21 protein-coding genes and 1 pseudogene are annotated in these 25,360 nt (G+C 68.5%); 15 read left to right on the forward strand and 7 right to left on the reverse strand.

Features of this window, described 5'->3' with window-relative positions; genetic code table 11:
* The first annotated feature begins 253 nt into the window (after window positions 1-253).
* Complete coding sequence (locus HMPREF2883_RS05685) at window positions 254-838, forward strand: hypothetical protein (protein WP_070659586.1); 585 nt, start codon at window positions 254-256, stop codon at window positions 836-838.
* A gap of 55 nt (window positions 839-893) precedes the next feature.
* On the opposite strand, the gene HMPREF2883_RS05690 is transcribed toward HMPREF2883_RS05685, so the two are convergent.
* From HMPREF2883_RS05690 to HMPREF2883_RS05700, 3 genes are all read right to left on the reverse strand, one after another.
* Complete coding sequence (locus HMPREF2883_RS05690) at window positions 894-1,772, reverse strand: glycine betaine ABC transporter substrate-binding protein (RefSeq protein WP_070659588.1); 879 nt, start codon at window positions 1,770-1,772, stop codon at window positions 894-896.
* 66 nt (window positions 1,773-1,838) lie between these two features.
* Complete coding sequence (locus tag HMPREF2883_RS05695; RefSeq protein ID WP_070659589.1) at window positions 1,839-2,717, reverse strand: ABC transporter permease; 879 nt, start codon at window positions 2,715-2,717, stop codon at window positions 1,839-1,841.
* The gene (locus HMPREF2883_RS05700; protein WP_070659591.1) at window positions 2,717-3,994 is read right to left on the reverse strand and encodes a quaternary amine ABC transporter ATP-binding protein; all 1,278 of its coding nucleotides are present in this window, start codon (window positions 3,992-3,994) and stop codon (window positions 2,717-2,719) included. The genes HMPREF2883_RS05695 and HMPREF2883_RS05700 overlap by 1 nt, the downstream gene beginning before the upstream one ends.
* A gap of 644 nt (window positions 3,995-4,638) precedes the next feature.
* Between HMPREF2883_RS05700 and HMPREF2883_RS05705 the strand changes: the two genes are divergently transcribed.
* From HMPREF2883_RS05705 to HMPREF2883_RS05740, 8 genes and pseudogenes are all read left to right on the forward strand, one after another.
* Complete coding sequence (locus tag HMPREF2883_RS05705; protein WP_070659893.1) at window positions 4,639-5,850, forward strand: ROK family transcriptional regulator; 1,212 nt, start codon at window positions 4,639-4,641, stop codon at window positions 5,848-5,850.
* A gap of 97 nt (window positions 5,851-5,947) precedes the next feature.
* Window positions 5,948-8,161: pseudogene (gene gnpA, locus HMPREF2883_RS05710) on the forward strand (1,3-beta-galactosyl-N-acetylhexosamine phosphorylase).
* Window positions 8,162-8,306: 145 nt separating this feature from the next.
* A complete protein-coding gene (locus HMPREF2883_RS05715; RefSeq protein ID WP_081384538.1) occupies window positions 8,307-9,599 on the forward strand; it encodes an ABC transporter substrate-binding protein in 1,293 nt (430 codons plus the stop codon).
* Window positions 9,600-9,665: 66 nt separating this feature from the next.
* A complete protein-coding gene (locus HMPREF2883_RS05720) occupies window positions 9,666-10,619 on the forward strand; it encodes a carbohydrate ABC transporter permease (protein ID WP_070659595.1) in 954 nt (317 codons plus the stop codon).
* Window positions 10,616-11,479, forward strand: a complete 864-nt coding sequence (locus HMPREF2883_RS05725; RefSeq protein WP_070659597.1) for a carbohydrate ABC transporter permease — start codon at window positions 10,616-10,618, stop codon at window positions 11,477-11,479. Before HMPREF2883_RS05720 ends, HMPREF2883_RS05725 begins: the two co-directional genes overlap by 4 nt.
* Before the next feature lie 86 nt (window positions 11,480-11,565).
* Window positions 11,566-12,984, forward strand: coding sequence for a phosphoglucomutase/phosphomannomutase family protein (locus HMPREF2883_RS05730; RefSeq protein ID WP_070659598.1), 1,419 nt, complete (start codon window positions 11,566-11,568; stop codon window positions 12,982-12,984).
* Window positions 12,985-13,006: 22 nt separating this feature from the next.
* Window positions 13,007-13,849, forward strand: a complete 843-nt coding sequence (locus HMPREF2883_RS05735; RefSeq protein ID WP_070659600.1) for a nucleotidyltransferase family protein — start codon at window positions 13,007-13,009, stop codon at window positions 13,847-13,849.
* A complete protein-coding gene (locus HMPREF2883_RS05740; protein WP_256277355.1) occupies window positions 13,846-15,111 on the forward strand; it encodes a galactokinase family protein in 1,266 nt (421 codons plus the stop codon). Before HMPREF2883_RS05735 ends, HMPREF2883_RS05740 begins: the two co-directional genes overlap by 4 nt.
* Window positions 15,112-15,130: 19 nt before the next feature.
* Here the strand turns inward: HMPREF2883_RS05740 and HMPREF2883_RS05745 are convergent, their stop codons facing one another.
* On the reverse strand, window positions 15,131-16,474 hold the full coding sequence (locus tag HMPREF2883_RS05745; protein WP_070659604.1) for an arginine deiminase: 1,344 nt from the start codon (window positions 16,472-16,474) through the stop codon (window positions 15,131-15,133).
* A 197-nt stretch (window positions 16,475-16,671) separates the two neighbouring features.
* On the opposite strand from HMPREF2883_RS05745, the gene HMPREF2883_RS14105 reads away from it, so the two are divergent.
* From HMPREF2883_RS14105 to HMPREF2883_RS05760, 4 genes are all read left to right on the forward strand, one after another.
* Window positions 16,672-16,866 (forward strand): hypothetical protein, encoded by a 195-nt coding sequence (locus tag HMPREF2883_RS14105; protein ID WP_075370932.1) that lies wholly within the window; start codon window positions 16,672-16,674, stop codon window positions 16,864-16,866.
* A gap of 558 nt (window positions 16,867-17,424) precedes the next feature.
* The gene (locus tag HMPREF2883_RS15485; RefSeq protein ID WP_256277356.1) at window positions 17,425-18,180 is read left to right on the forward strand and encodes a sensor histidine kinase; all 756 of its coding nucleotides are present in this window, start codon (window positions 17,425-17,427) and stop codon (window positions 18,178-18,180) included.
* Entirely contained in the window at window positions 18,173-18,844 is a 672-nt protein-coding gene (locus HMPREF2883_RS05755) for a response regulator (RefSeq protein ID WP_070659608.1), read from the forward strand. The genes HMPREF2883_RS15485 and HMPREF2883_RS05755 overlap by 8 nt, the downstream gene beginning before the upstream one ends.
* A gap of 65 nt (window positions 18,845-18,909) precedes the next feature.
* Window positions 18,910-19,977: a 1,4-dihydroxy-2-naphthoyl-CoA synthase gene (locus HMPREF2883_RS05760; RefSeq protein ID WP_070659611.1), complete on the forward strand. Its 1,068-nt coding sequence runs from the start codon at window positions 18,910-18,912 to the stop codon at window positions 19,975-19,977.
* Window positions 19,978-20,352: 375 nt separating this feature from the next.
* Here HMPREF2883_RS05760 and HMPREF2883_RS05765 read toward each other — a convergent pair whose 3' ends face one another.
* The 3 genes from HMPREF2883_RS05765 to HMPREF2883_RS05775 are packed head-to-tail and all read right to left on the reverse strand — an operon-like array spanning window position 20,353 to window position 23,654.
* Window positions 20,353-21,279, reverse strand: a complete 927-nt coding sequence (locus tag HMPREF2883_RS05765; protein ID WP_070659613.1) for an anti-sigma factor — start codon at window positions 21,277-21,279, stop codon at window positions 20,353-20,355.
* Window positions 21,276-21,908 carry a sigma-70 family RNA polymerase sigma factor gene (locus HMPREF2883_RS05770; protein ID WP_082187393.1) on the reverse strand — a complete coding sequence of 211 codons (633 nt, stop codon included), beginning with the start codon at window positions 21,906-21,908 and terminating at the stop codon, window positions 21,276-21,278. The genes HMPREF2883_RS05765 and HMPREF2883_RS05770 overlap by 4 nt, the downstream gene beginning before the upstream one ends.
* Before the next feature lie 39 nt (window positions 21,909-21,947).
* Window positions 21,948-23,654, reverse strand: coding sequence for a cytochrome c biogenesis protein CcdA (locus tag HMPREF2883_RS05775; RefSeq protein WP_070659614.1), 1,707 nt, complete (start codon window positions 23,652-23,654; stop codon window positions 21,948-21,950).
* A gap of 225 nt (window positions 23,655-23,879) precedes the next feature.
* On the opposite strand from HMPREF2883_RS05775, the gene HMPREF2883_RS05780 reads away from it, so the two are divergent.
* On the forward strand, window positions 23,880-24,389 hold the full coding sequence (locus tag HMPREF2883_RS05780) for a hypothetical protein (RefSeq protein WP_070659616.1): 510 nt from the start codon (window positions 23,880-23,882) through the stop codon (window positions 24,387-24,389).
* 290 nt (window positions 24,390-24,679) lie between these two features.
* Window positions 24,680-25,261, forward strand: coding sequence for a YagU family protein (locus tag HMPREF2883_RS05785; protein WP_070659618.1), 582 nt, complete (start codon window positions 24,680-24,682; stop codon window positions 25,259-25,261).
* Window positions 25,262-25,360: the final 99 nt, after the last annotated feature.

Here is a 25,360-nt window from a genome sequence, read left to right on the forward strand (position 1 = left end):
GCTGGCGTCGGCCAGCTCTGTGAATAAGTCTCCTTGCCCACGAAAAAACCCCGCCCGTGGCGGGGTTCTTCGAATCGGCGCTCGGGGAACTGTCTCATCCCTAGCTACCTCTGATAAAGGTAGCGACTCTCCCACCGGCCGTCAAGACGACAAGCACCCTCCACCTCGACAGACCTCAACTGCGATGACGGTCACAGTCTTGCTAGGGTGAGAGAGCGTCATCTGTGAGCTTGGAGCGTCAGGGGAAGGGCATATGAGCACACGCGACGTCACCCGCACACCAGTCCGGCACTGGAAGCCGGACGTTCCCCTGTCAGCGGTGGTTGCGGGAAGGGTCTTCCTGGGAGTCTTCGACGCACTCGCAGTCGGAGTCGTGCTGGCCCTCTGGTCCGCCCTCACGCGCGCCGGGCTCACCTACGACCAGATCACAGGATTCGCCATCCTGGCGACCGCCGTGCACGAGACCCTGGATGCGGCATCCATGCGCCTGACCATGCGCATCCAACGCACCAACGACATGAGTACCGCGCAGCGGATCCTGTCCGCCCTCATCTGCCCGGCCATTAGCGGAGCACTGGCGGCCATGGTCTTCGCACCGCACCGTCTCACTCACCTGACGCTTCTCACGTGGGCAACCTTCCTGGTCATCTTCTGCGCAGTGGATCGGCCGTGGAAGACACCGATGTCCTACAAGGAGATGAAGGAACGCGGGCGCCAGACCCGGCTGATGACCCGGGAGCACTTCGCCGAGGAGATCGCCGACGGCCGGATGACCTTCCGCCCCATCGATGACGAGGGCTACTACCTCGACGAGGACGGCAACCGCATCGAGGACTGACAGGCCCCGTCGCCATGCGCCCGACGGGTCCCGCCCAAGCCGCGGCCGTCCGGCGTCAGGACTTCTTGAAGTCGTACTGCGGGTACTTCTTGGCCCAGGCGATGGCGGCCTCATCCTCCCGGCCCTCACCGTAGGTGTTGACGACGAGGTCCTCGAGGCTGCCGTAGGTGGCTTCATCCATCTTGATGGAGCCGAGCCATGTCGCGATCTCCGGGTAGTCCTGCGCGAAGCCCTCGCGCCCCAGGAAGTGAAGCCCCTCCCCCTTACCGAGCGCGCCCTTGGGATCCTTCAGGTCCCGCATGCCATAGGTGGTGTTCGCCCAGAAGGGGTGCCACAGGGTCACGACGATCTCCTGCTTGGCATCGACGGCCTTCTTGAGCTCGGCCAGCATCCCGGTGGTGGAGGAGGTCAGGAACTTCATGTCCCCCAAACCGTAGGCGGGGATCACGTCCTCCTGCGACACCTTGGTCAGTCCCGCGCCCGGCTCGATACCGATGATCTTGTTGCCGATCTGCGAGGCGTGGGGCTTGATGTCCTCGATCGACTGCATGGAGGAGTAGTTCGGGACGGACCAGCACAGCTTGGCCGCGTCGTAGTAGGTCCCCAGGTCCTCGATGAAGGTGCGGTACTTGTCCATGTACTCCTTGTGAGTGACGTCCGGCCACGCCGAGGGATACAGGTCGACCGCCCCCTGGCTGAGCCCGGCGTAGAGAGGCCCCGCTTCACTCAGGTCGGTCAACTTGATCCGGTACCCGGCCTTCTCCAACTGGGTCTTGAGCAGGTGGGTCATGGACAGGCCGTCGCTCCAGGAGGGGATGAAGCCCAGGCGGAGTCGCTTGCCCCCGCCGCCGGAACCCTTACCGCAGGCGGACAGGGCGCCCGCCGCCGCCAAGGAGGCCAGAGCAGCGGTGAAGGTGCGGCGGGAGGTCTGCATGGTGTTCCTTCGATACGTGCCCGACGCCGGTGAGGGCGAAGTGGAAAAGCGTCGTCGAGTCATGGGTCACCGCTTCTTGATGAGTGAGAGCAGCGAGCCCTTCTCCCGCGGCGCCCCGAGGGCCGCGGTCACCCGGTCCAGGTAGATCGCCAGGAACACGATGGACAGCCCCGCCTCGGTGCCCTTGGCGATGTCGATCGTCGCGAGTGCCTTGACGACCTCCTTCCCCAGGCCGTCGGCACCGACCATGCCCGCGATGACGGCCATCGACAGGGCCAGCATGATGACCTGGTTGACGCCCGCCATGATGGTGGGGACTGCCAGGGGCAGCTGGATGCCCCGCAGGATCTGCCAGTCGGTGGCGCCGAAGGAACGCCCCGCCTCGACGGTCTCCTTGTCCACCTGCTTGATACCCAGCTCGGTCATGCGCACCCCGGGGGGCATCGCGAAGATGAGCGTGGCGAACATCCCGGGCACCACTCCGATGGAGAAGAACAGCACCGAGGGGATGAGGTAGACGAAGGCTGGCATCGTCTGCATGAGATCGAGGACCGGGCGGATGAGGATACTGACGTACTTGTTGCGGGCGGCCCATATCCCCAGGGGGATGGCGAAGACGAGGGCGGTCAGGGTCGCCAGGGTGACCAGGACCAGTGTCTCCATCGCATTGACCCACTGCCCCAGGGAGATGATGATGAGGAAGGTGATGGCGGTACCCACCGCCAGCCTCCACGACTTCGCCATCCAGGCGATAAGGACGAAGACCACCACCATGAGCAACGGGGGCACGGCCAGGAGCAGGTCCACAAGGTTGTCGTTGACCAGGGTGCCGACCCGTGAGATCGCGCTGAGGAAGCCGTGGAGGTGGACCTGGATCCACTCAATGAGGACCTCGACCGCCGTGCCCAGGGGAATCTTGGGAAGAGGAGTCTGTACGGGAATCATCAGGCGTCGGCTCCTTCGGCCTCGGTGGTCTCACTGGCCTTACCGGCCTGTGCATCGGTCTGCTCCATGGCCGGCTCGGCGCTGGAGGCGCTGGCCTCCTGGTTCTGCTCACTGATGGCGGCCAACAGGGTGACGCGCGGAATGACGCCGGAGATCCGTCCGTCATCGTCGACGACGACGATGGGGGCCGCGTGCTGCGCGGCGTAGGCGAACAGCTCGTTGACCGGGGTCGAGTGCGGCACGACCGGCATCTCGTGGATCGTGGACAACGGCAGCGCGTCGGAGCCCTCCTTGACCGCCCGGGCGACGTCGTCCTCCCAGACGTAGCCGAAGGGGGTGCGGTCACGGTTCTGGACGAGCAGCCACGGCGGCTGGTTCTCGCGCAGGAGCTTGTGGGCGGCGCGGGGGCTGCGGTCCGAGCCCAGGACCGCGTACGGGGGCTCTGCGATGGAGCCGGCCGTCAGGACCCGGGTGCGGTCGACGTCGGCCACGAACCGTGAGACGTAGTCGGAGGCGGGGTCGCGCAGGATCTCCTCGGCGGTGCCGACCTGCTCGACGCGACCGTCGCGCATCATGGCGATGCGGTCCCCCAGGCGCATGGCCTCGTTGAGGTCGTGGGTGATGAACAGGATCGTCTTGCCGAGCTTGCCCTGCAGGTCGATGAGCTGGTCCTGCATCTCCCGGCGGATGAGCGGGTCGAGCGCGGAGAAGGCCTCGTCCATGAGAAGGATGTCGGTCTCGGCCGCCAGGGCGCGGGCCAGGCCGACCCGCTGACGCATACCGCCCGAGAGCTCCCCGGGCTTGTAGCCGCCCCACCCCTTCAGGCCGACCAGGGCCAGGGCCTCGGTGGCCCGGCGCTCGCGCTCGGAGCGATTCACACCCTGGATCTCCAGGCCGTAGGCGGCGTTCTCCCCCACTGTCCGGTGCGGCAGGAGGGCGAAGTTCTGGAAGACCATGGAGACGCGCTTGCGGCGCAGCTCGCGCAGCTTTGACTTCGAGACGTGCGCCAGGTCCTCACCGTAGAGGGTCATGCTGCCGGCCGTGATGGGCAACAGGCCGTTGACCATGCGGATGAGGGTGGACTTCCCGGAGCCCGACAGGCCCATGACCACAAAGATCTCGCCCTTGTCGACGTCGAAGGAGGTGTCGATGACGGCCGCGGTCTGTCCCGACTTCCTCAGCTGGTCCCGCGTCCTGCCGGCCTTGAGCTTCTTGACGCCGTCGGACGGTCGACGCCCGAAGACCTTGTAGACATGGTTGGCCTCAATGACTTTCACTGCACTCCTCGCGATCTAGCTCCTGGCCTGGCCGCGAGGGTCCGGAAGACGAGTTGTGAGAGTCGCGTCCGGACCCCATGACGGCTGCAGACCCGTTTTATGGTGCTGCGGAGTGTTCACGCGGTCAATTTGAGTAGGCGCAGAATCCCGCGAATTCAGGGGACTTCAGGCCTTGACACGCCTGTGAGCGTGTCCGGCGCCACGCCCGTAGGGCGGGGCGGGGCTCGCCTGGCGCGCACGGTCAGGCACGACCATCCATCAGCACCGAGAATGCTTGAAATGACCACGATCATCGCGGCTCCCCCGCGGTCTCGCGCCGCACGCGCATGAGCGCGGCACATAACTAACAACGCTCACACCCGCAACCGGAGTTCCCTAGCACCTCAGGATGTGTTGATAATCACATTTGCTTCGTTGATGCCCTCCGCTCCGCATCGGAACGACATGGCGCGCACCCGAACCCCCTCCCCCCTCACGTGGAATCACTACGCTGAGGGACACGCCCGCGGTCCGCAGGACCACCCGGGGCGCTGATGGAGGAGGAGACTGTCGTGCCGGCTGCAGGATGGATCCCGGCGGGCGGTCCGGCCCCCTGGGGATCCCTCGGAGGCCCGGGCGCGCACAGACCCAAGGCTCATGCCGACGTGCGCATCTCGAACATGTCGCTCATCCTGCGCCACCTCCAGACGAGTCCCGCACTGTCGCGCACGCGCCTGGCCCGCGAGACGGGGCTGTCCAAGGCAACGGTCTCGACCCTCGTGGCCGAGCTGTGCTCCCGGGGGCTGCTCATCGAGGAGGAACCGGACCTGTCGGGCAACGTCGGCAGGCCGAGCACGGGCCTGCGCACGGCTCCGCGCACAGCGGCCGGCATCGGCCTGGAGATCAGTGGCGCCTCGCTGCTCCTGTCCATCGCGGACCTGACCGGAGACGTCATCGCGCGCCGCTGCGAGCTCGTCGACGACGCCGCGCACCACCCCGACACGATGATCGAGCATGTGGCGGCCATGCTGTCCCGGGCCCTGGAGCAGCTGACGCAGCAGGGGACGACGGTTCCGGGAATCGTCCTGGCCCAGCCCGGGATCATCGACTACACCGACAACACCGTGCGCTACTCCTCCGCCCTGGAGTGGCACGACGTCGCCGTGGCGGACCGGGTCCGCGACGCAGTCGCCCGCCGTATCGGCCCCGGCAGGAGCGTCCCCGCCATCACGCTGGAGAACGACGCCAAGCTCGCCGCAGTGGCCACCTATGAGCGCTACGCGCAGGACGGGGTGCGCAACCTGCTCTACCTGTCGGGCGGTGAGGGGATCGGCGCCGGCATCATCTCCGACGGCCACCTCCTGCGCGGCTGGCTGGGCCTGACCGGCGAGGTCGGCCACATGCCCGTGGAGCCCGAGGGCCTGGCGTGCCGCTGCGGGCGGCGCGGCTGTTGGGAGACCCGCTCGGGCCTGCAGGCCCTGACCTCGATCTACCCGCCGGGCGACGCGGTGCGCGATGAGACCACCTCCTTGGATGAGCGCATCGAGCTCCTGCGTCAGCGCTTCGACGCCGGGGATACCGAGCTCACCCGGAGGCTGAGGCTCTCCCAGCAGGCACTGGCACGCGCCCTGGCGATCCTGGCGGACGTCCTCAACCCTCAGGTGATCGTGCTGTCGGGGTACCTGGCCGCCTTCGCCGACGTGTTCGTCTCCCCCACCGCCTCCATCCTGAAGGACCGACTGCTGGACCAGCGCGCCGCCGTGAGGCTGGAGACCTCCCACCTGGGCCAGTGGGCCTCGTCATACGGGGCGGCTCTGGTCGCGCTGGAGTCCGTGCTCGACAACCCCACCCTGGTGGACATCAGGCCCACCTGCTAGACGCCACCCGGCTTATCGACCGCCTCGCCAGTAGCCAAGGGGCGCCACATGCTGTAGTTTGTTCGGAGTTCAGACTATTCAGCCCGAAGGAGTGCTGATGTCTCTCCAGACCCAGCCCGCGGCGCCGCTCCCCTCTCAGGCGGGGGGACGCCTCACCCTGCCGATCCAGACAGGCATGGATGAGGAGGTCCGCCGTCTCATCGCCCGCCTGGGCGCCGACGCCGTGCGGAACTCCGATGGCACCGAGCTGCCCAGCATCGTCTCGGAGCTGGCCACCAAGGTCTACTCCACCTACTTCGTGGGCCGCGGCGACAACGCCTGGGCCGACGCCCACCCGCAGGAGGCCACCCGGATCTTCCTCATGTCCGACCGGGTCGCCGCCACCGCCGACGGCCCCGTGAGCATCGACCTGCTGGCCTCCTGGTTCGCCGACCAGGTCCGCCCCGACACCGGCTGCGACGTGACGCGCTGGTGGCAGGCCCACGACCGCACCACCGGTCAGGAGCTGCCCGCCACCGCGTGGAGCATCGAGGCCGACGGGCGCACCGTCACCGTGCACGAGGCCCTCGCCGGGCACGTCTACACCGTCAGCTTCCTGGCGATCCAGACCTGGGACCCCACCCAGATGTACAACTACCTCACCAACGGCTGGGACGAGGACCCCACGCGCGTCAAGGAGAAGCCCTTCGACGTGCGCCACGAGGCCACGTGGTCTCACGTGCGCGCCCATCTGAGCGCCTGGCTCACGGAGCACCCCGAGGTGGACGTGGTCCGCTTCACCACCTTCTTCTACCACTTCACCCTCGTCTATGGCGCCGACGCCACCGAGCGCTTCGTCGACTGGTTCGGCTACTCCGCCTCGGTGAGTGTCCCGGCCCTGGAGGCCTTCGAGGAGGAGTACGGCTACTGCTTGACCGCCGAGGACTTCGTCGACGCCGGCTACTACAACTCCCCCTTCAGGGTTCCCACCCGCGCCTTCCGCGACTGGATCGACTTCCAGCAGCGCTTCGTGTGCTCCCGGGTGCGCGAGCTGACCGACGCCGTTCACGCCCAGGGCAAGGAGGCGATGATGTTCCTGGGCGACAACTGGATCGGCACCGAGCCCTACGGCGAGCACTTCGCCACCACCGGCCTGGACGCCGTCGTCGGCTCGGTCGGATCGGGGGCGACCTGCCGGATGATCGCCGACATCCCGCACGTGCGCTAAACCGAGGGCCGGTTCCTGCCGTACTTCTTCCCCGATGTCTTCCACCCGGGGGGCGATCCCGTCTCCGAGGCCAACCGCAGCTGGCTGGAGGCCCGGCGCGCCATCGTGCGCTCCCCCCCCCTGGACCGGATCGGCTACGGCGGTTACCTGTCCCTGGCCGTCGAGCACCCCGACTTCATCGACCGCGTCGAGCAGATCGTCGCGGAGTTCCGCGCCATCCACGAGCGCTCCGCGGGGCTGCGTCCGCTGACCCCCGGCTTCAAGGTCGCGGTCATCAACTCCTGGGGCCGCCTGCGCTCCTGGATGACGCATATGGTCGCGCACGCCCTGTGGTACCGCCAGACCTACACCTACCTGGGGGTCCTCGAGGCGCTGTCGGGACTGCCGGTGGACGTGGAGTTCCTGTCCTTCGACGACGTGCGCGCCGGCCTGGCCCCGGAGGTGAAGGTCCTCATCTGCGCCGGCGCCGAGGGCACCGCCTTCTCCGGGGGCGAGCAGTGGGCGGATGCCGAGCTGGTGGCCCAGGTCAGCTCCTTCGTGGCCGCCGGCGGCGGCCTCATCGGGGTCGGGGCTCCCAGCGCCCACCCCGCCCACGGGGTCACCTTCCAGCTCGCCGATGTCCTGGGAGTGGACCGGGAGATCGGCTGGGGTCTGAGCACGCGCCGTCGTGCGCCTGAGGTGGAGGAGCACTTCATCACCCGGGACCTGACCGGCGGCCTCGACGACGGCGAGGGCACCCCCGACATCGTCGTCACCAGTCCCGCCACCCGGGTGCTCGACGCCGCGGACGGCCAGGTCCGCCTCGCGGCCCACGAGCTGGGGAGGGGCCGGGCGGTCTACGCCACGGGACTGCCCTACAGCGCCCAGAACTCCCGGCTGCTGCACCGGGCCATCTTCTGGGCCGCAGAGTGCCAGGAGGAGTTCTCCGCCTGGGCGGCCCTCGACCCCAGGGTGGAGGTGGCTGCCTACCCCGATCGCCGGACCACCCTCGTCATCAACAACTCCCTGGAGCCCGTCACCACGACGGTGCCGACGCCCCAGGGCCCCCGGACGGTCCGTCTGGAGGAAGGAGGGCACCAGTGGCTCACCGCTGCCTCGCAGTGAGCACCCCCGTTCCATATCCACGCTCCACTCACGGGCGCGCGCCCACAACACCGACAGCGCCGACAGCTCCCTGTCACCACCCCGCCGCGCCCCCACTCCTTCCGGCAGACGCCGGGCCTTTTCAATGACGAAGAAGGAAACTCCCATGAAGAAACACGCACTGACCGCCTCGCTGCTCGCCTTCGCGATGCTCGCCGCCGGCTGCTCGGCCACGACCGGCTCATCCGGATCGGCCTCCTCCGGCGGCGTCATCCACTACCTGCACCGCCTGCCCGACGGCGAGGGGATGACGAAGGTCAACGACATCGTGGCCCGCTGGAACGCCGCGCACCCCGACATGAAGGTCGAGGCCACCAAGTTCGACGGCAAGGCCGCGGACATGAACGTCAAGCTGGAGAACGACGTCAAGGCCGGAACCGGCCCCTGCCTGGCCCAGGTCGGCTACGCCGAGATCCCCAAGCTCTACACCTCCGGCCTGCTCACCGACGTCTCCGCCCAGGCCGAGAAGTACAAGGAGCACTTCTCCGAGGGCTCGATGTCACTGATGACCGTGGGCAAGACCGTCGTCGGCCTGCCGCAGGACTCCGGCCCGCTGGTCTACTTCTACAACAAGGCCGCCTTCGACCAGCTCGGGCTGAAGGTGCCCACGACGAGCGCCGAGATGGCCGAGGTCGCCAAGAAGGCGGCCGAGCAGGGCAAGTACGCCCTGGCCTTCGAGCCCGACGAAGCCCCCAACACCCTGGCGGGCCAGGCGGCCGCGGCCGGCGCCCAGTGGTTCAGCGCTGAGAACGACAAGTGGAAGGTCAACGTCTCCAGCCCCGAGACCGCCAAGGTCTCCTCCTTCTGGCAGGGGATCCTGGACTCCAAGTCGGCGCTCGTGGCCAACCGCTGGGACGACTCCTTCGGCAAGGCGCTGGTCGACCAGCAGCTCATCGGCACCATCGGGGCCGCCTGGGAGGGCGCGCTCCTGGCCGACACCATGAAGGACTCCCCCAATGCCGGGTCCTGGGCGGTCGCCCAGCTGCCCGCCTTCGGTGACAAGGCCATGTCCGGTCCCGACGGCGGCTCGGGCGTGGCCGTCCTCAAGGGCTGCTCCAACCCCGAGGGGGCCATGGCCTTCAACGACTGGTTCAACACCCAGGTCGATGACCTGGCCACCCAGGGACTGGTCCTGACTGCGAAGGCCCCGGTGAAGACGCCGCAGACCATCTCCACCTTCTTCGGAGGCCAGGACGTCTACGCCGAGTTCACCAAGGCCAACGCGGCCGTGAACTCCACGTTCGGCTTCATGCCGACCTGGCCCTCCCTGGCCGACCCCATGACCAAGGCCGCCGAGGCGGCTGGGAAGGGGACCGGCAAGGTCGATGAGATCTTCCAGGCGGCCCAGAAGACCTCGGTCAGCTCCCTGAAGGACGCCAACCTGCCCGTCGCCGAGTAGGCGGTCGAGCACAGCCCACCGGCAGACACGGGCAGCCACCGGCACCACGATCGAAGTGAGAGCATCATGAGCACGACGACAACGACCACGGGCGCATCCGCCATCCGCACCACCTCGCTGCGAAAGCGCAGAGAGGCCCGAGCGGGCATCGGGTTCGTGGCCCCGTTCCTGGCCATGTTCGCCGTCGTCTTCCTCATTCCGATCGTGGTGTCGGTTTACCGATCCTTCTTCCGCGACGTCGCCTCCGGCTCGGACCTCTACGGCGGCGGGGAGAAGGTGAGCACCTTCGTGGGCCTGGACAACAACGTCCAGGCCGCGGGACAGCCCGCCTTCTGGAAGGGGCTGGGGCGGGTCCTGCTGTTCGGCGTGGTCCAGGTCCCAGTCATGATCCTGGCGGCCCTCGCCCTGGCCCTGGTGCTCGACTCCCTCCTGGTCAAGCGGGTGACGGTCTTCCGACTGGGCTTCTTCCTGCCCTACGCGATCCCCGGGATCGTGGCCGCGATCATGTGGCTCTACATGTACAACCCCAGCTTCTCCCCCATCAACGAGCTGCTGGGACTGGTGGGCCTCAAGGTGGACTTCTTCGGTCGCAGCATCATCCTGTGGTCGATGGCCAACATCACGACGTGGACCTTCACCGGGTACAACATGCTCATCTTCCTGGCGGCGCTGCAGTCCGTGCCCCGTGAGCTCTACGAGGCCGCCCGCATCGACGGGGCCACCGGGTGGCAGATCGTCCGGCGCATCAAGATCCCCATGGTCCGTTCGGCCTCGCTGCTGGCGGTCCTGCTCTCCATCATCGGGACGGTGCAGCTGTTCAACGAGCCCACTGTCCTGTACAGCCAGAACCAGTGGATGGGGCTGGACTACACGCCGATGATGATGGCCTACAACTCGATGACCGGTGCGCTCTCGCCGTCCGGCTCGGGGCCGGCCTCGGCGATCTCCGTCCTCATCGCCCTGGTGGCCGGTGTCCTGGCCGCCCTCTACACCCTCGTGCAGAACAGGATCGACAAGTGAAGCCCACCGACACTCCTCGCTCGCTGCGCCCGTCGGTGCCCGCACGGGCCGTGACCATCGCGGTCCTGGTCATCGTCCTGGCCTACATGCTCGGCCCGGTCTACTGGCTCATCGTCTCCTCCACCAAGTCCAACTCCGACCTGCTGACCACCTCCGGGTGGTGGTTCTCCGGACGCAACAGCTTCTCCACCAACTACAGCGCGCTCATGAGCTGGACCCAGGGGCTCTTCTGGCGCTGGATCCTCAACTCCCTGCTCTACTCGACCGTCGCCGGGGTGCTGGGCACGCTCCTGTCGGTGGCCGCCGGCTACGGCCTGGCGAAGTTCGAGTTCGCGGGCCGGGGCGCCGTCCAGGTCGTCATCCTCTCCGGGCTGCTCATGCCCATCGCGCTGCTGACCATCCCGCTGTACCTGGTCCTCGACGCCGTGCACCTGACCAACACCGTCTGGTCGATCATCCTGCCTTGCTCGGTCAGCCCCTTCGGGGTCTTCCTGGGACGCGTCTACGCCGACTCCTCGGTGCCCAACGAGATCATCGACTCCGCCCGCATCGACGGGGCCAGCGAGGTCCGCATCTTCTTCACCATCGTGCTGCGGCTGCTCGCACCGGCGATGGTGACCATCTTCCTGTTCATCTTCGTGGCCACCTGGAACAACTTCTTCCTGCCGCTAATGACCATCAACTCCGCCGAGCTCAAGCCCGTCACCCTGGGGCTCTACGGCATGTCGACCTACTTCAACCCCCAGTACGGGGCGCTCCTCCAGGGCGCTCTCCTGGGCGTCATCCCCCTGATCGTGCTGTTCCTGGGCCTGCAGCGCTTCTGGCAGTCCAGCCTGGCGGCCGGCGCCGTCAAGGGCTGAGGCCCCTGCCCCAGCGCCCTCCCTCACCACCCCTATCCACCTCGCCGCCCCGTCCCGGGCAACGGCGCCTCCGCAGAGGAACCCCCATGATCCACTTCGGCACCGGCGGCTGGAGAGCCGTGATCGGCGATGAGTTCACCCGCGCCAATGTCAGGCTCCTGACCCAGGGGCTGGCCCACCGCATCCTGCAGGAGGGCACGGCCGAACAGGGCGTCGTCATCGGCTACGACCGGCGCTTCCTGTCCGACACCGCCGCCTGGTGGGCCATCGAGGTGCTCGTCGGCAACGGCATCCGGGTCACCCTCATCGACCGCCCCTCCCCGACCCCCACCACCATGTGGACGGTGCGCCGCCTGGGGGCCGCGTACGGGATGGCCGTGACCGCCTCCCACAACCCGGCCCTGTACAACGGCATCAAGATCTTCCTGCCCGGAGGCCGCGACGCCGACCTGAAGGTCACCGACGAGCTCACCGCCTCCCTGCAGGGCCTGACGGATGCGGACGTGCGCAGCGTCGAGCCCCATGAGGCCCGATCCAGCGAGCTCGTCACCGTCCAGCGCTCCATCAACTGGTACCTGGACGCCATCATCGACAAGCTCGACACCGAGACCATCCGCCACGCCCACATGCACATCGTGCTGGACCCGATGTTCGGGGTCTCCGAGACGAGCCTGCAGACGATCCTGCTGACCGCCCGCTGCCAGGTCGACGTCATCCACGACCGCCACGACCCCCTGTTCGGGGGCCGCATGCCCTCACCCACCGAGGGGACGGTCACCACCCTGCGCAACGCCGTCGTCGAGTCCGGCGCGGATCTGGGCATCGCCACCGACGGGGACGCGGACCGCCTGGGCATCATTGACGACACCGGCGCCTACCTCACCCCCAACCAGGTCCTGGTCCTGCTCTACGACTACCTGCTGACCCGCAAGGGCTGGTCGGGGCCGGCCGTGCGCAACATGTCCACCACCCACCTGCTGGACCGGGTCGCGGCGGCCCACGGGCAGGTCTGCTACGAGGTGCCCGTCGGCTTCAAGTGGATCAGCGCCAAGATGGCTGAGACCGGGGCCGTCATCGGGGGCGAGTCCTCCGGGGGCCTGACCGTGCGCGGCCACATCCCCGGCAAGGACGGGGTCTACGCCGGCTCCCTGCTGGTCGAGGCGGTGGCGGCCTCGGGCAAGCGGCTCTCCGAGCTCTACGCCGACATCGTGGCCCGGTACGGTGAGCTCGTCATGGTGGAGAACGCCTACGGCTTCACCTCCGAGCGGCGCGCCGAGCTTCAGGAGCGCATCTTCAGCGCCCACGACCTGCCCGCCTTCACCCACGACGTCGAGCGCGTCTCCTGGCAGGACGGCTGCAAGGTCTACTTCACCTGCGGCGGCTGGGTGACGATCCGCTTCTCGGGCACCGAGCCGCTCCTGCGGGTCTTCGCCGAGATGCCCACCGGTGACGAGGCCCGGGCCACCGCGGCCGCCGTCGCGAGCCACTACGGCCTGGACGCCTGAGACGGGCAGGAGGAAGGAACCCATGACAGACGCGATCACTGAGACGGTGAGCGGCGCGGCGGAGCGCACCCGTGTCGCCGTCGTCCTGGCCCGGGGCCTGGGCACACGCATGCGGGCGAGCAGCACGGCCGGCTCCGGCCTGACCTCCCAGCAGGCCACGGCCGCGGCCAGCGGCTACAAGGCCCTCATGCCCATCGGCGAGCACCGGCTCATCGACTACAGCCTCTCGACCCTGGTCGACGCCGGGATCGAGCGGGCCGTCCTGGTCGTGGGGCCCGAGCACGAGGACTTCCGCCGCCACATCGACTCCCTGGACCTCACCCGGCTCACCATCGACCTGGCCGTCCAGGTCAACCCTTTGGGGACGGCCGACGCCGTCCTGTCCGCCGAGGCGGCCGTGGGCGGGGAGCCCTTCCTCATGGTCAACGGGGACAACTACTACCCCCGTCAGGTGCTGCGCGACCTGGCCCGCCACCGGGGCAACGCCCTGGCCGGTTTCGACCGTGCCGCCCTGGTGGCCGAGTCCAACATCCCCGCCGAGCGGATCGCCGCCTTCGCCCTCGTGCGCGCCCGCGACGGGGCGCTGGAGGAGATCGTGGAGAAGCCCTCCGCGGAGGTGGTTCGGGCCGCCGGGCCCCACGCCCCGGTGTCGATGAACGCCTTCCGGTTCACCCCGGAGATCTTCGCCGCCTGCCGCCGTATCACCCCCTCACCGCGCGGCGAGCTGGAGATCGTCGACGCCGTGCGCGCCCTGCCCGGCCCGGTCTCGGTCCTGGCGGCGACCGGCGGGGTCCTGGACCTGTCGCGGCGTGAGGACATCGCCGAGGTCGAGGCCCGCCTGTCCGAAACGGAGGTGTCGCTGTGAGCCGGGAGACGCACGGGGCGTTGAGTGAGGCGCCCGAGGAGACCGCCTGGCGGGTGCCCGGGCGCGTCGAGGTGCTGGGCAAGCACACCGACTACGCCGGCGGCTCGGTCCTGGTCGGCGCCGTCGACCGGGCGATCACGGCGCGGGCGCGTCGCGTGGCGGGGCCGCCGGGGTCCCTGACCGCCACCACGGACGGCGGTGATCCGGTCACCCTGCGCGCCGGGGTGGACCCGGGCCTGGAGCCGGGCCACTGGGGCCGCTACCTTCAGACGGTGCTGGACCGCCTCACCCTCAACTTCGGGGCGGGAGCCGCGGCCCACCTGTCCGTCTCCTCGGACCTGCCGCCGGCCTCCGGGATGAGCTCGTCCTCCGCGCTGGTGTGCGCCACGGCCCTGGCCCTGGCCTCCCTCAACGGCTGGGACGAGGATCCCCGGTGGATCGATTCGATGCCCGACCGGCTGTCCCTGGCCGGCTACCTCGCCGCCGTGGAGGGCGGACGGGCGTGGCGGGACCTGCCGGGGACCAGCGGGGTGGGCACTCGCGGCGGGAGCGAGGACCACACCGGCATGCTGTGCGGCGCCCAGGACCGGCTGCTCCTGGCCGGATTCGACCCGATGCGCATCGATCAGACCATCTCCTTCCCCGCCCAGTGGGCGCTCGTCGTCGGCGTGAGCGGAGTGCTGGCCCACAAGACCGGTGCGGCCCTGGAGGACTACAACCGCGGGCCGAGCACCGTCCAGGCGGTGCTGGCCAGGTGGAATGAGTCCACCGGACGCACTGACGCCTCCCTGGCCGGTGCGGTCAGGCACCTGGTCGGGGACGCCACCGGCGAGCAGGCGGCCGGCGACCCGGCCCTGAAGGACCTGCTGGGGCTGTGCGAGCCCGGCTACGAGAGACAGCGGATCGAGCAGTTCCTCATCGAGTCCCTCGTCCTGGTTCCCGCCGGCGCCCGGATGATCGTCGCGGCCGACCCGGGCGTGGGTGAGATCCTCCACCGCTCCCAGGAGCTGGCCGACCGCGGCCTGTGCAACCAGGTGCCGCAGACTCGGCTCATGGTGTCGCTGGCCCGCCAGGCGGGCGCCATCGGCGCCTCCTCCTTCGGCGCCGGGTGGGGCGGGTCGGTGTACGCCCTGGTGCGGGCCGACGACGCCGAGGCCTTCGCCGCGCAGTGGCTCGGGGCCTACCGGGACCGCGAGCCGGGCGCCGAGCAGGCCGCAGTGATCGTCACCAGGCCGGGGCCGGGGGCCTGCCGGCTGCTCTGAGCGCCCCGACCGGCCGGGTTCACACCGCGTCGCGGGTGACGGGGCAGGTCATGCAGTGCGAGCCGCCGCGGCCGCGCACGAGCTCGACGCCGGGGGTCTCAACGACCTCGATGCCGGCCTTGCGCAGGGCGTCGTTGGCGCGCTGGTTGTGGGCGTAGCCGATGACACGCCCGGGGGCCAGGGCCACGACGTTGCAGGAGTCCCGGGCGAGCTCGCGCAGGGCCTCGGCCTCGTCGGAGGCGCCGGGGCTGATGACGCGGAAGGAGTCGATGCCGGCGGCGCGGGCGAGGACCGCATCCATCTGAGAGCCGTCGTGGACCGTCACCTGGAGGGACCGCCCGGTAGCTGCGGGCTCGATCTCCACGGTGGTGACCTCGGTGAAGCCGGGGAAGCGCAGGTAGGTGTCGGGGCTGACCATCGTCATGAGGGTGTCCAGGTGCATGACGGCCTCGAGCTGGGTGTAGAAGGCGGCGTCGGGCATGTGGACGCCGATGACCCGGTCGGCCACGCCGGAGGCGAAGAGCTGGGAGGCCAGGCGCTCCACGCCCGCGGCGGTGGAGCGGTGGGTCAGGCCCATGACGAGGGTCCGGTTGCCCAGGATCTGGAAGTCGCCGCCCTCGATGGTCGAGGCGGCCGAGACCCGCCCTTCCTCGCGCCACAGGCGGGCCTCCGGGCCGTCGGAGCCGGCGAGCTCGGCCAGGCGCGGGCCGAAGGCCGGGTGGTGGCGGTAGACGGCCTCGTAGCCGATGGCCTCACGACGGCGCGGCTCCAGGGCCATGGAGTTGACCGAGACCCCGCCGTAGAGCCAGGCCGACGCGTCGCGGGTGAAGAGCAGGTTGGGCAGGGGGGTGACGACGAACGGCCCCTCCAGGGTGGACAGGTAGGTGGAGGAGAACAGGTCGCGCCCCTCGGAGGAGCTGAGGCGCTCGCGCAGCTCGGTGCGGGTGATGCCGCCCAGGAGCACCTCGGCGAGGTCAGCGTCGGGCAGGGACTGGAAGTAGTCGATGAGCAGCTCGGAGGCGGAGACGCCGACGACGTCGGGGCCGACGGCCTCGTCCAGGACCAGCCGGCGGGCCTCGGGGACGGCCAGGACCTCGGTGAACAGCTCGCGGAAGTCGTGGACGATGACGCCCTCGGAGCGCAGGATCGCGGTGAAGGCGTCGTGCTCGGCCTGGGCCCGGGGGACGTTGAGGGCGTCGTCGAAGAGCAGGGAGTCGGCGTTGATGGGGGTCAGGCGGGCGATCTCCCCGCCGGGACGGTGGACGATCACCTCACGCAGGGCACCGGTCTCGGAGTCGATTCGCCCCCCGCCCTCGGCCACGGAAACGAAGGGACGGCTGGCGGTCGCACCGGTCTGTGTCATGGGCACAGCGTAGTCGGAGGTCAGGGGTGTCTCCGCCCGGCCGCCGGCAGGAATGGTCCGCCCCCGCCGTCGCCCGCCATCGGCTGGTTCTGTTGAGCGAAGAATCAACCGGGACGGCGAAGAACGCAGTTGGCGCGAACCACTGGAATGGTAAGATAAATTGTTCATAACACCCCCTTGAGACAGGAGTTCACTCCATGAAATCTGTTGTCCGCATCTCCCTTGTCGCCCTGCTCCTGGCGGGCTTCGCCGCGCCGGCCAGCGCCGCGCCAGCCACCACCCCCGCGCGACACGACGACTCAGCAAGCGCCTTCCTGAGGCCCCGTCCCGACTGGTGCATCTTTCCCCCCAGTGCTTGGTGTGACTGGAAGATGAACCGCTGGTACTCCTGATAACTTCACGCGCTGTCACCCCTAAGCTCGCCCCTTAGGGGTGACAGCATTTTTCCACCGCCAAGCATTCGAGATATACCCTCAGCACTCACCTCAAGGACCATGCAGAACGATAGCTTCCTATCACGACTCTGGATGCGACACCAGAGGTTTTTGCCACGATTGAGGAGAGCTATCCTCATTTCAGTTATAGTCTCCCTCATTCTCCTAGACACTTACACTTACCTCACTTTAAGAGCCAATATAAGCTCTATCATTATTGGGGAAATCTTTCAGATACTCTCATTCCTTCCGTATGTCTACGCAAAAGATCGACGACTCGGGATATTCCCTTTTTCCGCCACACTCCTCATCGTCTTTTATGCATCAGCATCACAGCTATCATGGGCATGGATTCTCGTATACGCAATAGTTGCCGATCTCATAGCAGCCAGGAAGCCCAAACTCGCTCTTGTCCAGCTCTCCATATTCTTTCTGGCGCAACTCATTGCAGGGATCCCTTTCCTTCCCGTGGCAGTCTGGACAGTATTCTGGGGAACCCTGTTCGCCTCCCTCGGAGTGCTGATCCGCAATACCAAAGACCGTTTGGAGGAGATGCAGCGGGAGGCGGAGCGTTCCAAGGAGATTGCTGCCGAGCTCATTCAGCAGCTGCGCCGCGATATCGCCGACAGCCTCCATGACGACCTGGCAGCCGACCTCACCCGCGTGCTCATCATCTCCCGCTCCATCAGGCTCCCCCTCGGCGATGACCGCGACCGCGTCCTCGACCTGCAGGACCGGACCCAGCAGGCCCTCGCCCACCTGCGCCTGCTCATCCACAACCTCGCCGTCTCCCAGGGGCCACCCAAGGAGGAGCCCACCCTTCAGGAGATCGTCGACTCCAGCGTCTCCACGCTGGCGCAGCGCGAGATCGTTCTGGACGCCGACCTCGACGGCATCGAGAGGATTCCGGCGCTGCACCGCTCCGAGCTCGGCCGGCTCCTGGTCGCCTTCATCCGCGAGAACACCCTCAACGCCCTCAAGTACAACTTCCCCCGCGACCTTGTCTCCCTCTTCGTGGAGCAGGAGCAGGACACCCTTTTCATCAGCTTCAGCTCGCCCTGGCATGATCAGAAGGTGCCCGAGGAGATGCACGGGGGGTACGGTTTATGGGCCCTCCAAGACCGGTTCGAGAATGCCGGGGGTTCCTTGAGCTCGAACCGGATCGGAGCCTCCTGGACCGTTCTCGCCAGTCTTCCCTGGAACGAGATCGCCACACCAACCACTAATGCGAGATCCCTCATGTCGCCACCGGACGGAGCCGCTTATGCCTAGTCACACCCTGCGTTCCCTGCGAGTCCTCATCGTTGATGACGACCCGCTCATTCGCACCACCTTCGCCGAACAGCTCGATTCGCAGCGGGCCATTACCGTCGTCGCCGCCGCCTCCGGCGGACGGCAGGCCATCAGTCTGCTCATGACCGGGCAGCAGCCGATCGACGTCGTCCTGCTGGACAGCGACATGCCGGAGATGGATGGCGCCCAGACCGCGAGAGCGATCTATGAGCGCTTCCCCAGGATGCCCATTGTCATGTTCACCGTCTTCAGCCGTGACGAGATGCTCGCCGAGGCCCTGGCGGAGGGCGTCAATGGCTTCATCACCAAGGACGAGAGCACCGAGAACGTCGCTGCGGCGCTGCTGCGCGCCAGCCGTGGCGAGCCCGTCATGTCCTCACGCCCCACGAAGATGCTTGTCAGCGCCTACCAGTCCGAGCAGAAGCGCGCCACCGCGGAGGCCCGTATCCAGGAGCTGGTCAATGAGCTGCCGCCCCGCCTGAGAGACATCTACACCTGCCTCCTGGAGGGGCTGACCAACCGGCGCATCGCCCGCAAGCTCGGCATCTCTGAGAACACCGTGCGCATCTACGTCTCCGAGGTCCTCCACCGCCTCGGCCACACCTCGCGCACCGAGCTCATCGCCGCGGCCCTGGGGAACTAGGGGCCACGGCGACCGCACCGGCACCCAGGGGTGGGGTCGAGCCCCGGTGGCCCTACGCTGAGGCCATGAACGCCACCTCCGCCCACCCGTTGCCGCGCCGAGTCTCAGAGATCTTCTCCCCCGCCCGCTGGCGGGAGGTGTCCGGTTTCCCCCACGCCGAGGCCGGCGCGGACCCCTCCCAGCAGCGGGCGCAGGCTCTCACGGACATCACCTACCACAGGGGCTGCGTCCGGGGCGAGGACGGCGCCTGGCTCCGGGACCTGCCGGTAGCCCGGGTGGCTTTCAACCGGCCCGAGGTGCGTAACGCCTTCCGCCCCCGCACCGTCGACGAGCTCTACCGGGTCCTGGACCACGCGCGCATGAGCGGCGACGTCGGCGCCGTCATCCTCACCGGCAACGGCCCCTCCCCGCGCGACGGCGGCTGGGCCTTCTCCTCCGGCGGCGACCAGCGCATCCGCGGCCGGGACGGCTACCGCTACGAGCAGGAGGACTCGACTGCCGCAGGGGAGTCTGAGGACCGCGCCTACAGCCACGAGGCCGACGTCGCCGCCGCCCAGGCCCGCCTCGACACCGCACGGGCCGGCCGGCTCCACATCCTGGAGGTTCAGCGCCTCATCCGCACCATGCCCAAGGCGGTCATCGCCGCCGTCCCGGGCTGGGCCGCCGGTGGCGGTCACAGTCTCAACGTCGTGTGCGACCTGTCGCTGGCCTCGATCGAGCACGCGCGCTTCAAGCAGACCGACGCCGATGTCGGCAGCTTCGACGCCGGCTACGGCTCCGCGCTCCTGGCCCGGCAGGTCGGGGACAAGCGGGCCCGCGAGATCTTCTTCCTGGCCCGCACCTACGACGCCGTCACCGCCGAGCGCTGGGGCGTCGTCAATGAGGCGGTCCCCCACGCCGAGCTCGAGGAACGGGCCCTGGAGTACGCGGCCACGGTGGCGGGCAAGTCCCCGCAGGCCATCCGCATGCTCAAGCTCGCCTTCAACCTGGCCGACGACGGCCTGGCCGGCCAGCAGGTCTTCGCCGGCGAGGCCACACGCCTGGCCTACATGACTGACGAGGCCGTGGAGGGGCGCGACGCATTCCTTCAGCGCCGCACCCCCGACTGGTCATCCTTCCCGTACTACTTCTGACCATTTCTGACCATGAGCCGTCAGCGCGACCGCATATGAGGACTCCGGGGCGATATCCCAAGAGCATTCAGAATCGTGGCGAGGACCGGAATGAAGAGAATATTCCGAAAGGAACTCGCACCCTCGAAGTTCCCCTCCGATTCCCGCCGGAGTCGGGAAAAGAAGTGCTCATTGTTTTCCGCTCATCGCAACGTTGACCGCCCTCGTCACCCGTCACGTCCGCCCAGCCTCAGGAAACCGCGGAATGACGGGAAAACGCCTCAGAGGCACTGACGTCCGTCAGCGTCGAGACCGTCCCTCCCAGGGTGACTTTACTGTTATCTACATCACGATTCGGGTGCTTGTGCCGCCTCGCCGCGCCCCCTCGGTCCGCCGTTAGGCGGAGTCCCCGGTGGGGTCGGCCGAGGGTGCGGGGCTCGGTGAGCCGGTCGCGGTGCCGGCATGGCCGGCGTCCTCACTCACTCGCAGGGTGACCAGGGGCGGCGTCGTCGGCTGGGCCGATCCGCCGGCCGGCTCCATGGTGATGACGATCTGCTGGCCGGGCTTGGGCATGATGTCCAGGAAGGAGAAGCCGGCCCCGTCCCGGGGGTCGTAGACGCCCAGTGAGGTGGTCGTCTCCCCCTCCTTGAGCCAGACCTGGAGGCTGCGCCCACCAGCGGACTCCTTCATGGCGGCCGGCAGGGTCAGCGCGGTCATGCTCATGTCCCGGGACCAGGTGAGGGTCGCGATGTGCCCGTCGGGCATCGTGTCGGTTACCCGTTGGACGTCCTGGGCCTGGTTGAGGTGGGCGTAGTGCTGGGTCGACGCCATGGTGCTCGCCATGGAGTCCATGGCCTCATCGACCGCGCCCCGCGCGCTCCAGCGTCCCACGCCGATGCCGACGCCGAGCAGGACCACGGCCGCGGCCGCCCGCAGCAGGCCGGTGCGCCAGGCGGAGCGGCGACGGCGCGCATCGAGGCTGACGACCGAGGAGCCCGCCGAGTCGCCGTCACCGTCGCTGTCACTGTTGCTGCCGCCGACAGCGTCGCGGTCGCCGGCGTCCTCCTCCGCGGTGTCCTCGGCCTGGTCGACGCGTTCCGTCTGAGGCTCGCGCGCAATGGTCTCCAGAAGGGAGGAGCGGATCGCGGCCGGCGGGTCCACGGGCCGCAGCGAGGCACCCAGCAGGGCGGCCGCCTCCGAGTCGAGCTCGTCGTCGAAGAGCTCGACCACGTCACGCTCCTGCGCGCCGTCGAGCCCCTCGACGCCCTGCGCATCGGCCTCGCCGTTGATGGCGTCCTCGTGAGTCTTATCGCGGTCGCTCATGACTGCACCCCCAGCTCTCGTCGTAACCGTGCCATTCCGTCCCTGATGCGGGTTTTGACCGTTCCCAGCGGTGTGTTCGTGCGGCGGGCGATCTCACGGTGGGTCAGGCCCGTGAAGTAGGCGAGCTCGATGGTGGAGCGGTAGGGCTCCCCCACCGCCTCGAGCGCCCGGTGCACCTGCTCGCCCACGAGTCTGTCCTCGACCTGCTGGACCGTCAGGTCGACGTCGGGCATGTAGTCATGCCAGCGGCTCTCCCGCTCCCGGGAGGACTGGGAGGAGCGGACCCGGTCGATGGCCCGGCGCCTGGCCATGGTCACCAGCCAGGCCCGGACGCTGCCCCGCGCCGGGGAGTAGGAGCCGGCCGTGCGCCACACCTCGAGGAAGACCTCCTGGAGGACCTCCTCGCTCTGGGCGCGGTCGACGACGATCTGGAGGATCAGGGCGAACAGCCGGGAGGACCAGGCGTCGTAGAGGCGGGCGAAGGCGTCGGCGTCGCCGTCGGCCACCTGCGCGATCCACTCCCCCTCAGAGCCTGCGGAACTGCTGCTTGTCACAGGGGAATGGTAGGCGAGTGCACGGGCGGAGGCGGTGCGCGTCCCGTTCCGCGCCTCCAGCGTGGCCAGGCTCATCGCACCGTCTCCTGCGTCACTTCCGCTCTCACCGCCGGGTCACCCGAAGGTGAAGGAGTAGAGCTGCAGTCCGGGCGAGGCCTCCAGCTCGAGCTCACCGGAGCCCACTTCCTCGGTGTGGACCAGCTCCATCCCGTTGGGCACGCCGGAGACGTGGGTGGTGCGGGTCTTCCCGTTGACCGTCCAGGTCAGGTCCCCCTCGCCGGAGACGACGAGGTTGACCTGCTTGCCGCGGTAGGACAGGCGCAGGCGGCCCTTGCCCTCGGTCGGGGTGATGGACTGCGGCTCCACTGTCCACGTGCCGTCCAGGGCGAAGGTGTCGGCCTGGAGGCTGGAGGGGAAGGAGAAGGTGTGCTGTCCCTTCTGGAGGGTTCCCTGGGCGAAGCCGGAGGCCCGGTCCGAGCCCAGGTAGGTCTCGGGGGTGCGGGGGCTGTTCGTGCCGGCGTCGTCCTTCGCCTCGGAGAAGACGGGGGCGGGGAGGGTCACCTTCGGGTTGGCCTGCATGAGCAGCTCGCGGACGAGCTTCTCCGTGGCCGCCTCCCCGCCTTCTCCGACATGGGTCTGGCGGACGTTGCCCTGGGCGTCGGCCAGGTAGTGGGCGGGCCAGTAGTGGTTGTCGAAGTTGGTCCAGGTGGTCAGGTTGGAGTCGACGGCCACGGGGTAGGTGATGCCGAGGCGCTTGACGCCGCCGCGCACGTTGTCCACCTCCTTCTCGAAGGCGTACTCCGGGGAGTGGACGCCGATCACCTGCAGGCCGGAGGCCGCATAGGTCTCGTAGAGCTTCTCGATGCCGGGGACCGAGCGCTGGCAGTTGATGCACGAGTATGCGAAGAAGTCGACCAGGGTGACCTTGCCGGCGCGGCTCTGCTGGGTCAGGGGCTGGTCGCCGGGCGTGTTGATCCAGGCCACTGCGCCGTCGATGGCGGGAAGGGGGCCGCAGTCACCGAGAGTGGCGGCTCCGGGGCGGCAGGGGCCGGAGGAGGAGTCACCGTGGAGAAGGTCGTCGGTGCGGGCCTGAAGGGAGGCCGTGTAGTCGGGCAGGCGGCGCTGGAGCGCGGCCGGGACGTCCAGGACCAGGGCCACGGCCAGCCCGAGCATGACGACGCCGGCGGTGACGCGGATGGCTCGCTGGCGGGTGCGGAAGGCCTGAATCCTCTCCGTGATACCGCGTCCGGCCAGGGCGAAGGCCAGCAACGGGATCGCCGTGCCGACGGCGAAGGACACGGCCAGGGCGACGGTATCGGCACCGATCCTCCCGGTGGCGCCCGCGACGGCGACGGCCGCCAGAACCGGGCCCGCGCAGGGCACGTACGCGGCCCCCAGAACCAGGCCCAGAAGGAAGCCGTTGGAGGGGTTCTTCGAGCCGCCGAAGCGCTGGAAGCGCGCGAAGGGACGTTCCAGGATCTCCATGACCTTCGGGACCATCATGCCCAGGCCGATCAGGGCGAGCATGACGATGCCAATCCAGCGGATGAGGTCCTGCGGCAGGTGGAGCAGGCTGAGCAGGGTCGATCCGAGGAGCGTGAAGACCGTGAAACTGATCACAAGGCCGGTTACCACGAGGTAGGGGTGGAAGCGGGAGGCGAAGCCGCCGTCACCCCCCTTCTCATCGCCGCCATCACCGCGTGCGCCCTGTGCTCCTGCGGAGAGGAGGATGACGGGGAGCACGGGAAGAACACACGGGGAGATACCCGTGATGAGCCCTCCCAGCAGCCCGATGACCACCAGACTCGAGACGGTTGTCACGATACTTCACCCTTTCGGTCAGTTTCTTGTTGCTAGTCTCGAAAGAGGTTCGGAGCCACCGGCAACGGGGATTGTCGAACAACCGCATAGCCGTCTATGACGATCATCACTCGTGACGGGCGTCGTCGAGCTCTTCCTCGAGCTCCATGGACGACGGCGTCTCCGGACCCGCAAGAGCGGGCCATCCCGCACTGATACTGCACCAGCAAGCGCATAGGAGATCTCATGCGATTCACCGCTACACGTGCCAAGACCCTCGCCACCTCGCTCCTCATCGTCACCGCCGGACTCGGTCTGGCGGCCTGCTCGGGCTCCGGTTCGAGCGACTCGACCACTCCCGCCACCAACCAGACCGCGGGCAAGACCAGCGACGGTGGGGCCGCCACGCCCAGCGCTGGCAGCAAGACGACCGGTGGCACCAACGGCGGAAGCGCTCACCCCACCGTCTCTCAGGGCCAGCAGCCCGGCGGCGACAACCAGCAGGGCGGCCAGCAGCAGGGCGGTGCGGACAGCAGCGCCGGCACCCAGCAGGGCGGCCAGCAGCCTGGCGGCGACAACCAGCCCGGTGGCCAGCAGGGCGGCCAGCAGCAGGGTGGCTCCATTCAGGGCGACAACCAGCCCGGCGGCCAGCACCAGGGAGGCCAGCAGCCCGGACAGCAGGGTGGCCAGCAGCAGGGCGGTGCAGACAGCAGCGCCGGCACCCAGCAGGGTGGCCAGCAGGGCGGCGGCAACTGAGCCGGCAGACCTGCACGACCCGTCTGGCGAGGGCCTCGCGGCAGCACCGGCTGCGGCGAGGCCCTCGCCGGCTTTTCTCCACGGTTCGGCGCCTCGGCCGAGCCTCGGCCGTGCCTCGGCGCAGCGGAGGCGGCCGGAGGGGATGATGGCAACGTTGCGGCCCGGCCTCCTCCCATGCCAGGCTTCCGGGAGGCCGGGTCGGTGGACAACGGACGACTAAGACACCGTTCGATCTGCAAGCCGTCCACCGACCCGGTTCCCGCGCATGTTCTCAACCTCTGGAGACACCCATGCTGTCCACCCTGCTGAGGAGGACCGACCCGACGCGGCGTCGGGTCGGAACCGCGATCGTCGTCGGCATCATCGGAGGCTTCTTCTCCGCCATCGTCAAGTTCGGCTGGGAGGTCCCCTTCCCGCCCCGCACCCCGGAGCGCAACGCCACCAACCCGCCCCAGCAGCTCCTGGAGCAGCTGGGGATGAGCCCGGAGCAGTCCCACACCGGCGTCACCTTCAACGGCAACGAGGGGCTGCCGATCTACTCCTTCATCATCCACTTCAGCTTCGCGATCGTCTTCGCCGTCTTCTACTGCGTCATGGCGGAGTACTACAAGTCGATCACGCTGTGGCAGGGGGCCGCCTTCGGTCTGCTCGTGTGGGTGGGGGCGCACCTGGTGCTCATGCCGCTGACGGGCACGGTCCCCTCGCCCTTCCCGTGGGTCGACGGTGGGCAGACCTGGGCGGAGCACTTCTCCGAGGCGCTGGGGCACGTCATCTGGTTGTGGTCGATTGAGCTCGTGCGCCGGGATGTGCGCAACCGCATCACCCACCAGCCCGACCCGTGGGTTCCGCTCGACGCCGAACCGGCCCGCTGAGCCCCCAGGGCTTGGTGGCTCTGTCATAGGTGCGGCGGTCGGCGTCCGCCAGTACTCCACGAGGGCGGGGCTGAACTGGTCAGGCGTGGTGCGTACCGC

This window comes from Actinomyces sp. HMSC075C01, assembly GCF_001812965.1.
Taxonomy (GTDB): Bacteria; Actinomycetota; Actinomycetes; order Actinomycetales; family Actinomycetaceae; genus Actinomyces; species Actinomyces acetigenes.

Coding starts and splice junctions, on each gene's coding strand:
- HMPREF2883_RS05685 (WP_070659586.1), top strand. CDS start 254: ATGAGCACACGCGACGTCACCCGCACACCAGTCCGGCACTGGAAGCCG.
- HMPREF2883_RS05690 (WP_070659588.1), bottom strand. CDS start 1,772: ATGCAGACCTCCCGCCGCACCTTCACCGCTGCTCTGGCCTCCTTGGCG.
- HMPREF2883_RS05695 (WP_070659589.1), bottom strand. CDS start 2,717: ATGATTCCCGTACAGACTCCTCTTCCCAAGATTCCCCTGGGCACGGCG.
- HMPREF2883_RS05715 (WP_081384538.1), top strand. CDS start 8,307: ATGAAGAAACACGCACTGACCGCCTCGCTGCTCGCCTTCGCGATGCTC.
- HMPREF2883_RS05720 (WP_070659595.1), top strand. CDS start 9,666: ATGAGCACGACGACAACGACCACGGGCGCATCCGCCATCCGCACCACC.
- HMPREF2883_RS05730 (WP_070659598.1), top strand. CDS start 11,566: ATGATCCACTTCGGCACCGGCGGCTGGAGAGCCGTGATCGGCGATGAG.
- HMPREF2883_RS05735 (WP_070659600.1), top strand. CDS start 13,007: ATGACAGACGCGATCACTGAGACGGTGAGCGGCGCGGCGGAGCGCACC.
- HMPREF2883_RS05745 (WP_070659604.1), bottom strand. CDS start 16,474: ATGACACAGACCGGTGCGACCGCCAGCCGTCCCTTCGTTTCCGTGGCC.
- HMPREF2883_RS14105 (WP_075370932.1), top strand. CDS start 16,672: ATGAAATCTGTTGTCCGCATCTCCCTTGTCGCCCTGCTCCTGGCGGGC.
- HMPREF2883_RS05755 (WP_070659608.1), top strand. CDS start 18,173: ATGCCTAGTCACACCCTGCGTTCCCTGCGAGTCCTCATCGTTGATGAC.
- HMPREF2883_RS05760 (WP_070659611.1), top strand. CDS start 18,910: ATGAACGCCACCTCCGCCCACCCGTTGCCGCGCCGAGTCTCAGAGATC.
- HMPREF2883_RS05765 (WP_070659613.1), bottom strand. CDS start 21,279: ATGAGCGACCGCGATAAGACTCACGAGGACGCCATCAACGGCGAGGCC.
- HMPREF2883_RS05770 (WP_082187393.1), bottom strand. CDS start 21,908: ATGAGCCTGGCCACGCTGGAGGCGCGGAACGGGACGCGCACCGCCTCC.
- HMPREF2883_RS05780 (WP_070659616.1), top strand. CDS start 23,880: ATGCGATTCACCGCTACACGTGCCAAGACCCTCGCCACCTCGCTCCTC.
- HMPREF2883_RS05785 (WP_070659618.1), top strand. CDS start 24,680: ATGCTGTCCACCCTGCTGAGGAGGACCGACCCGACGCGGCGTCGGGTC.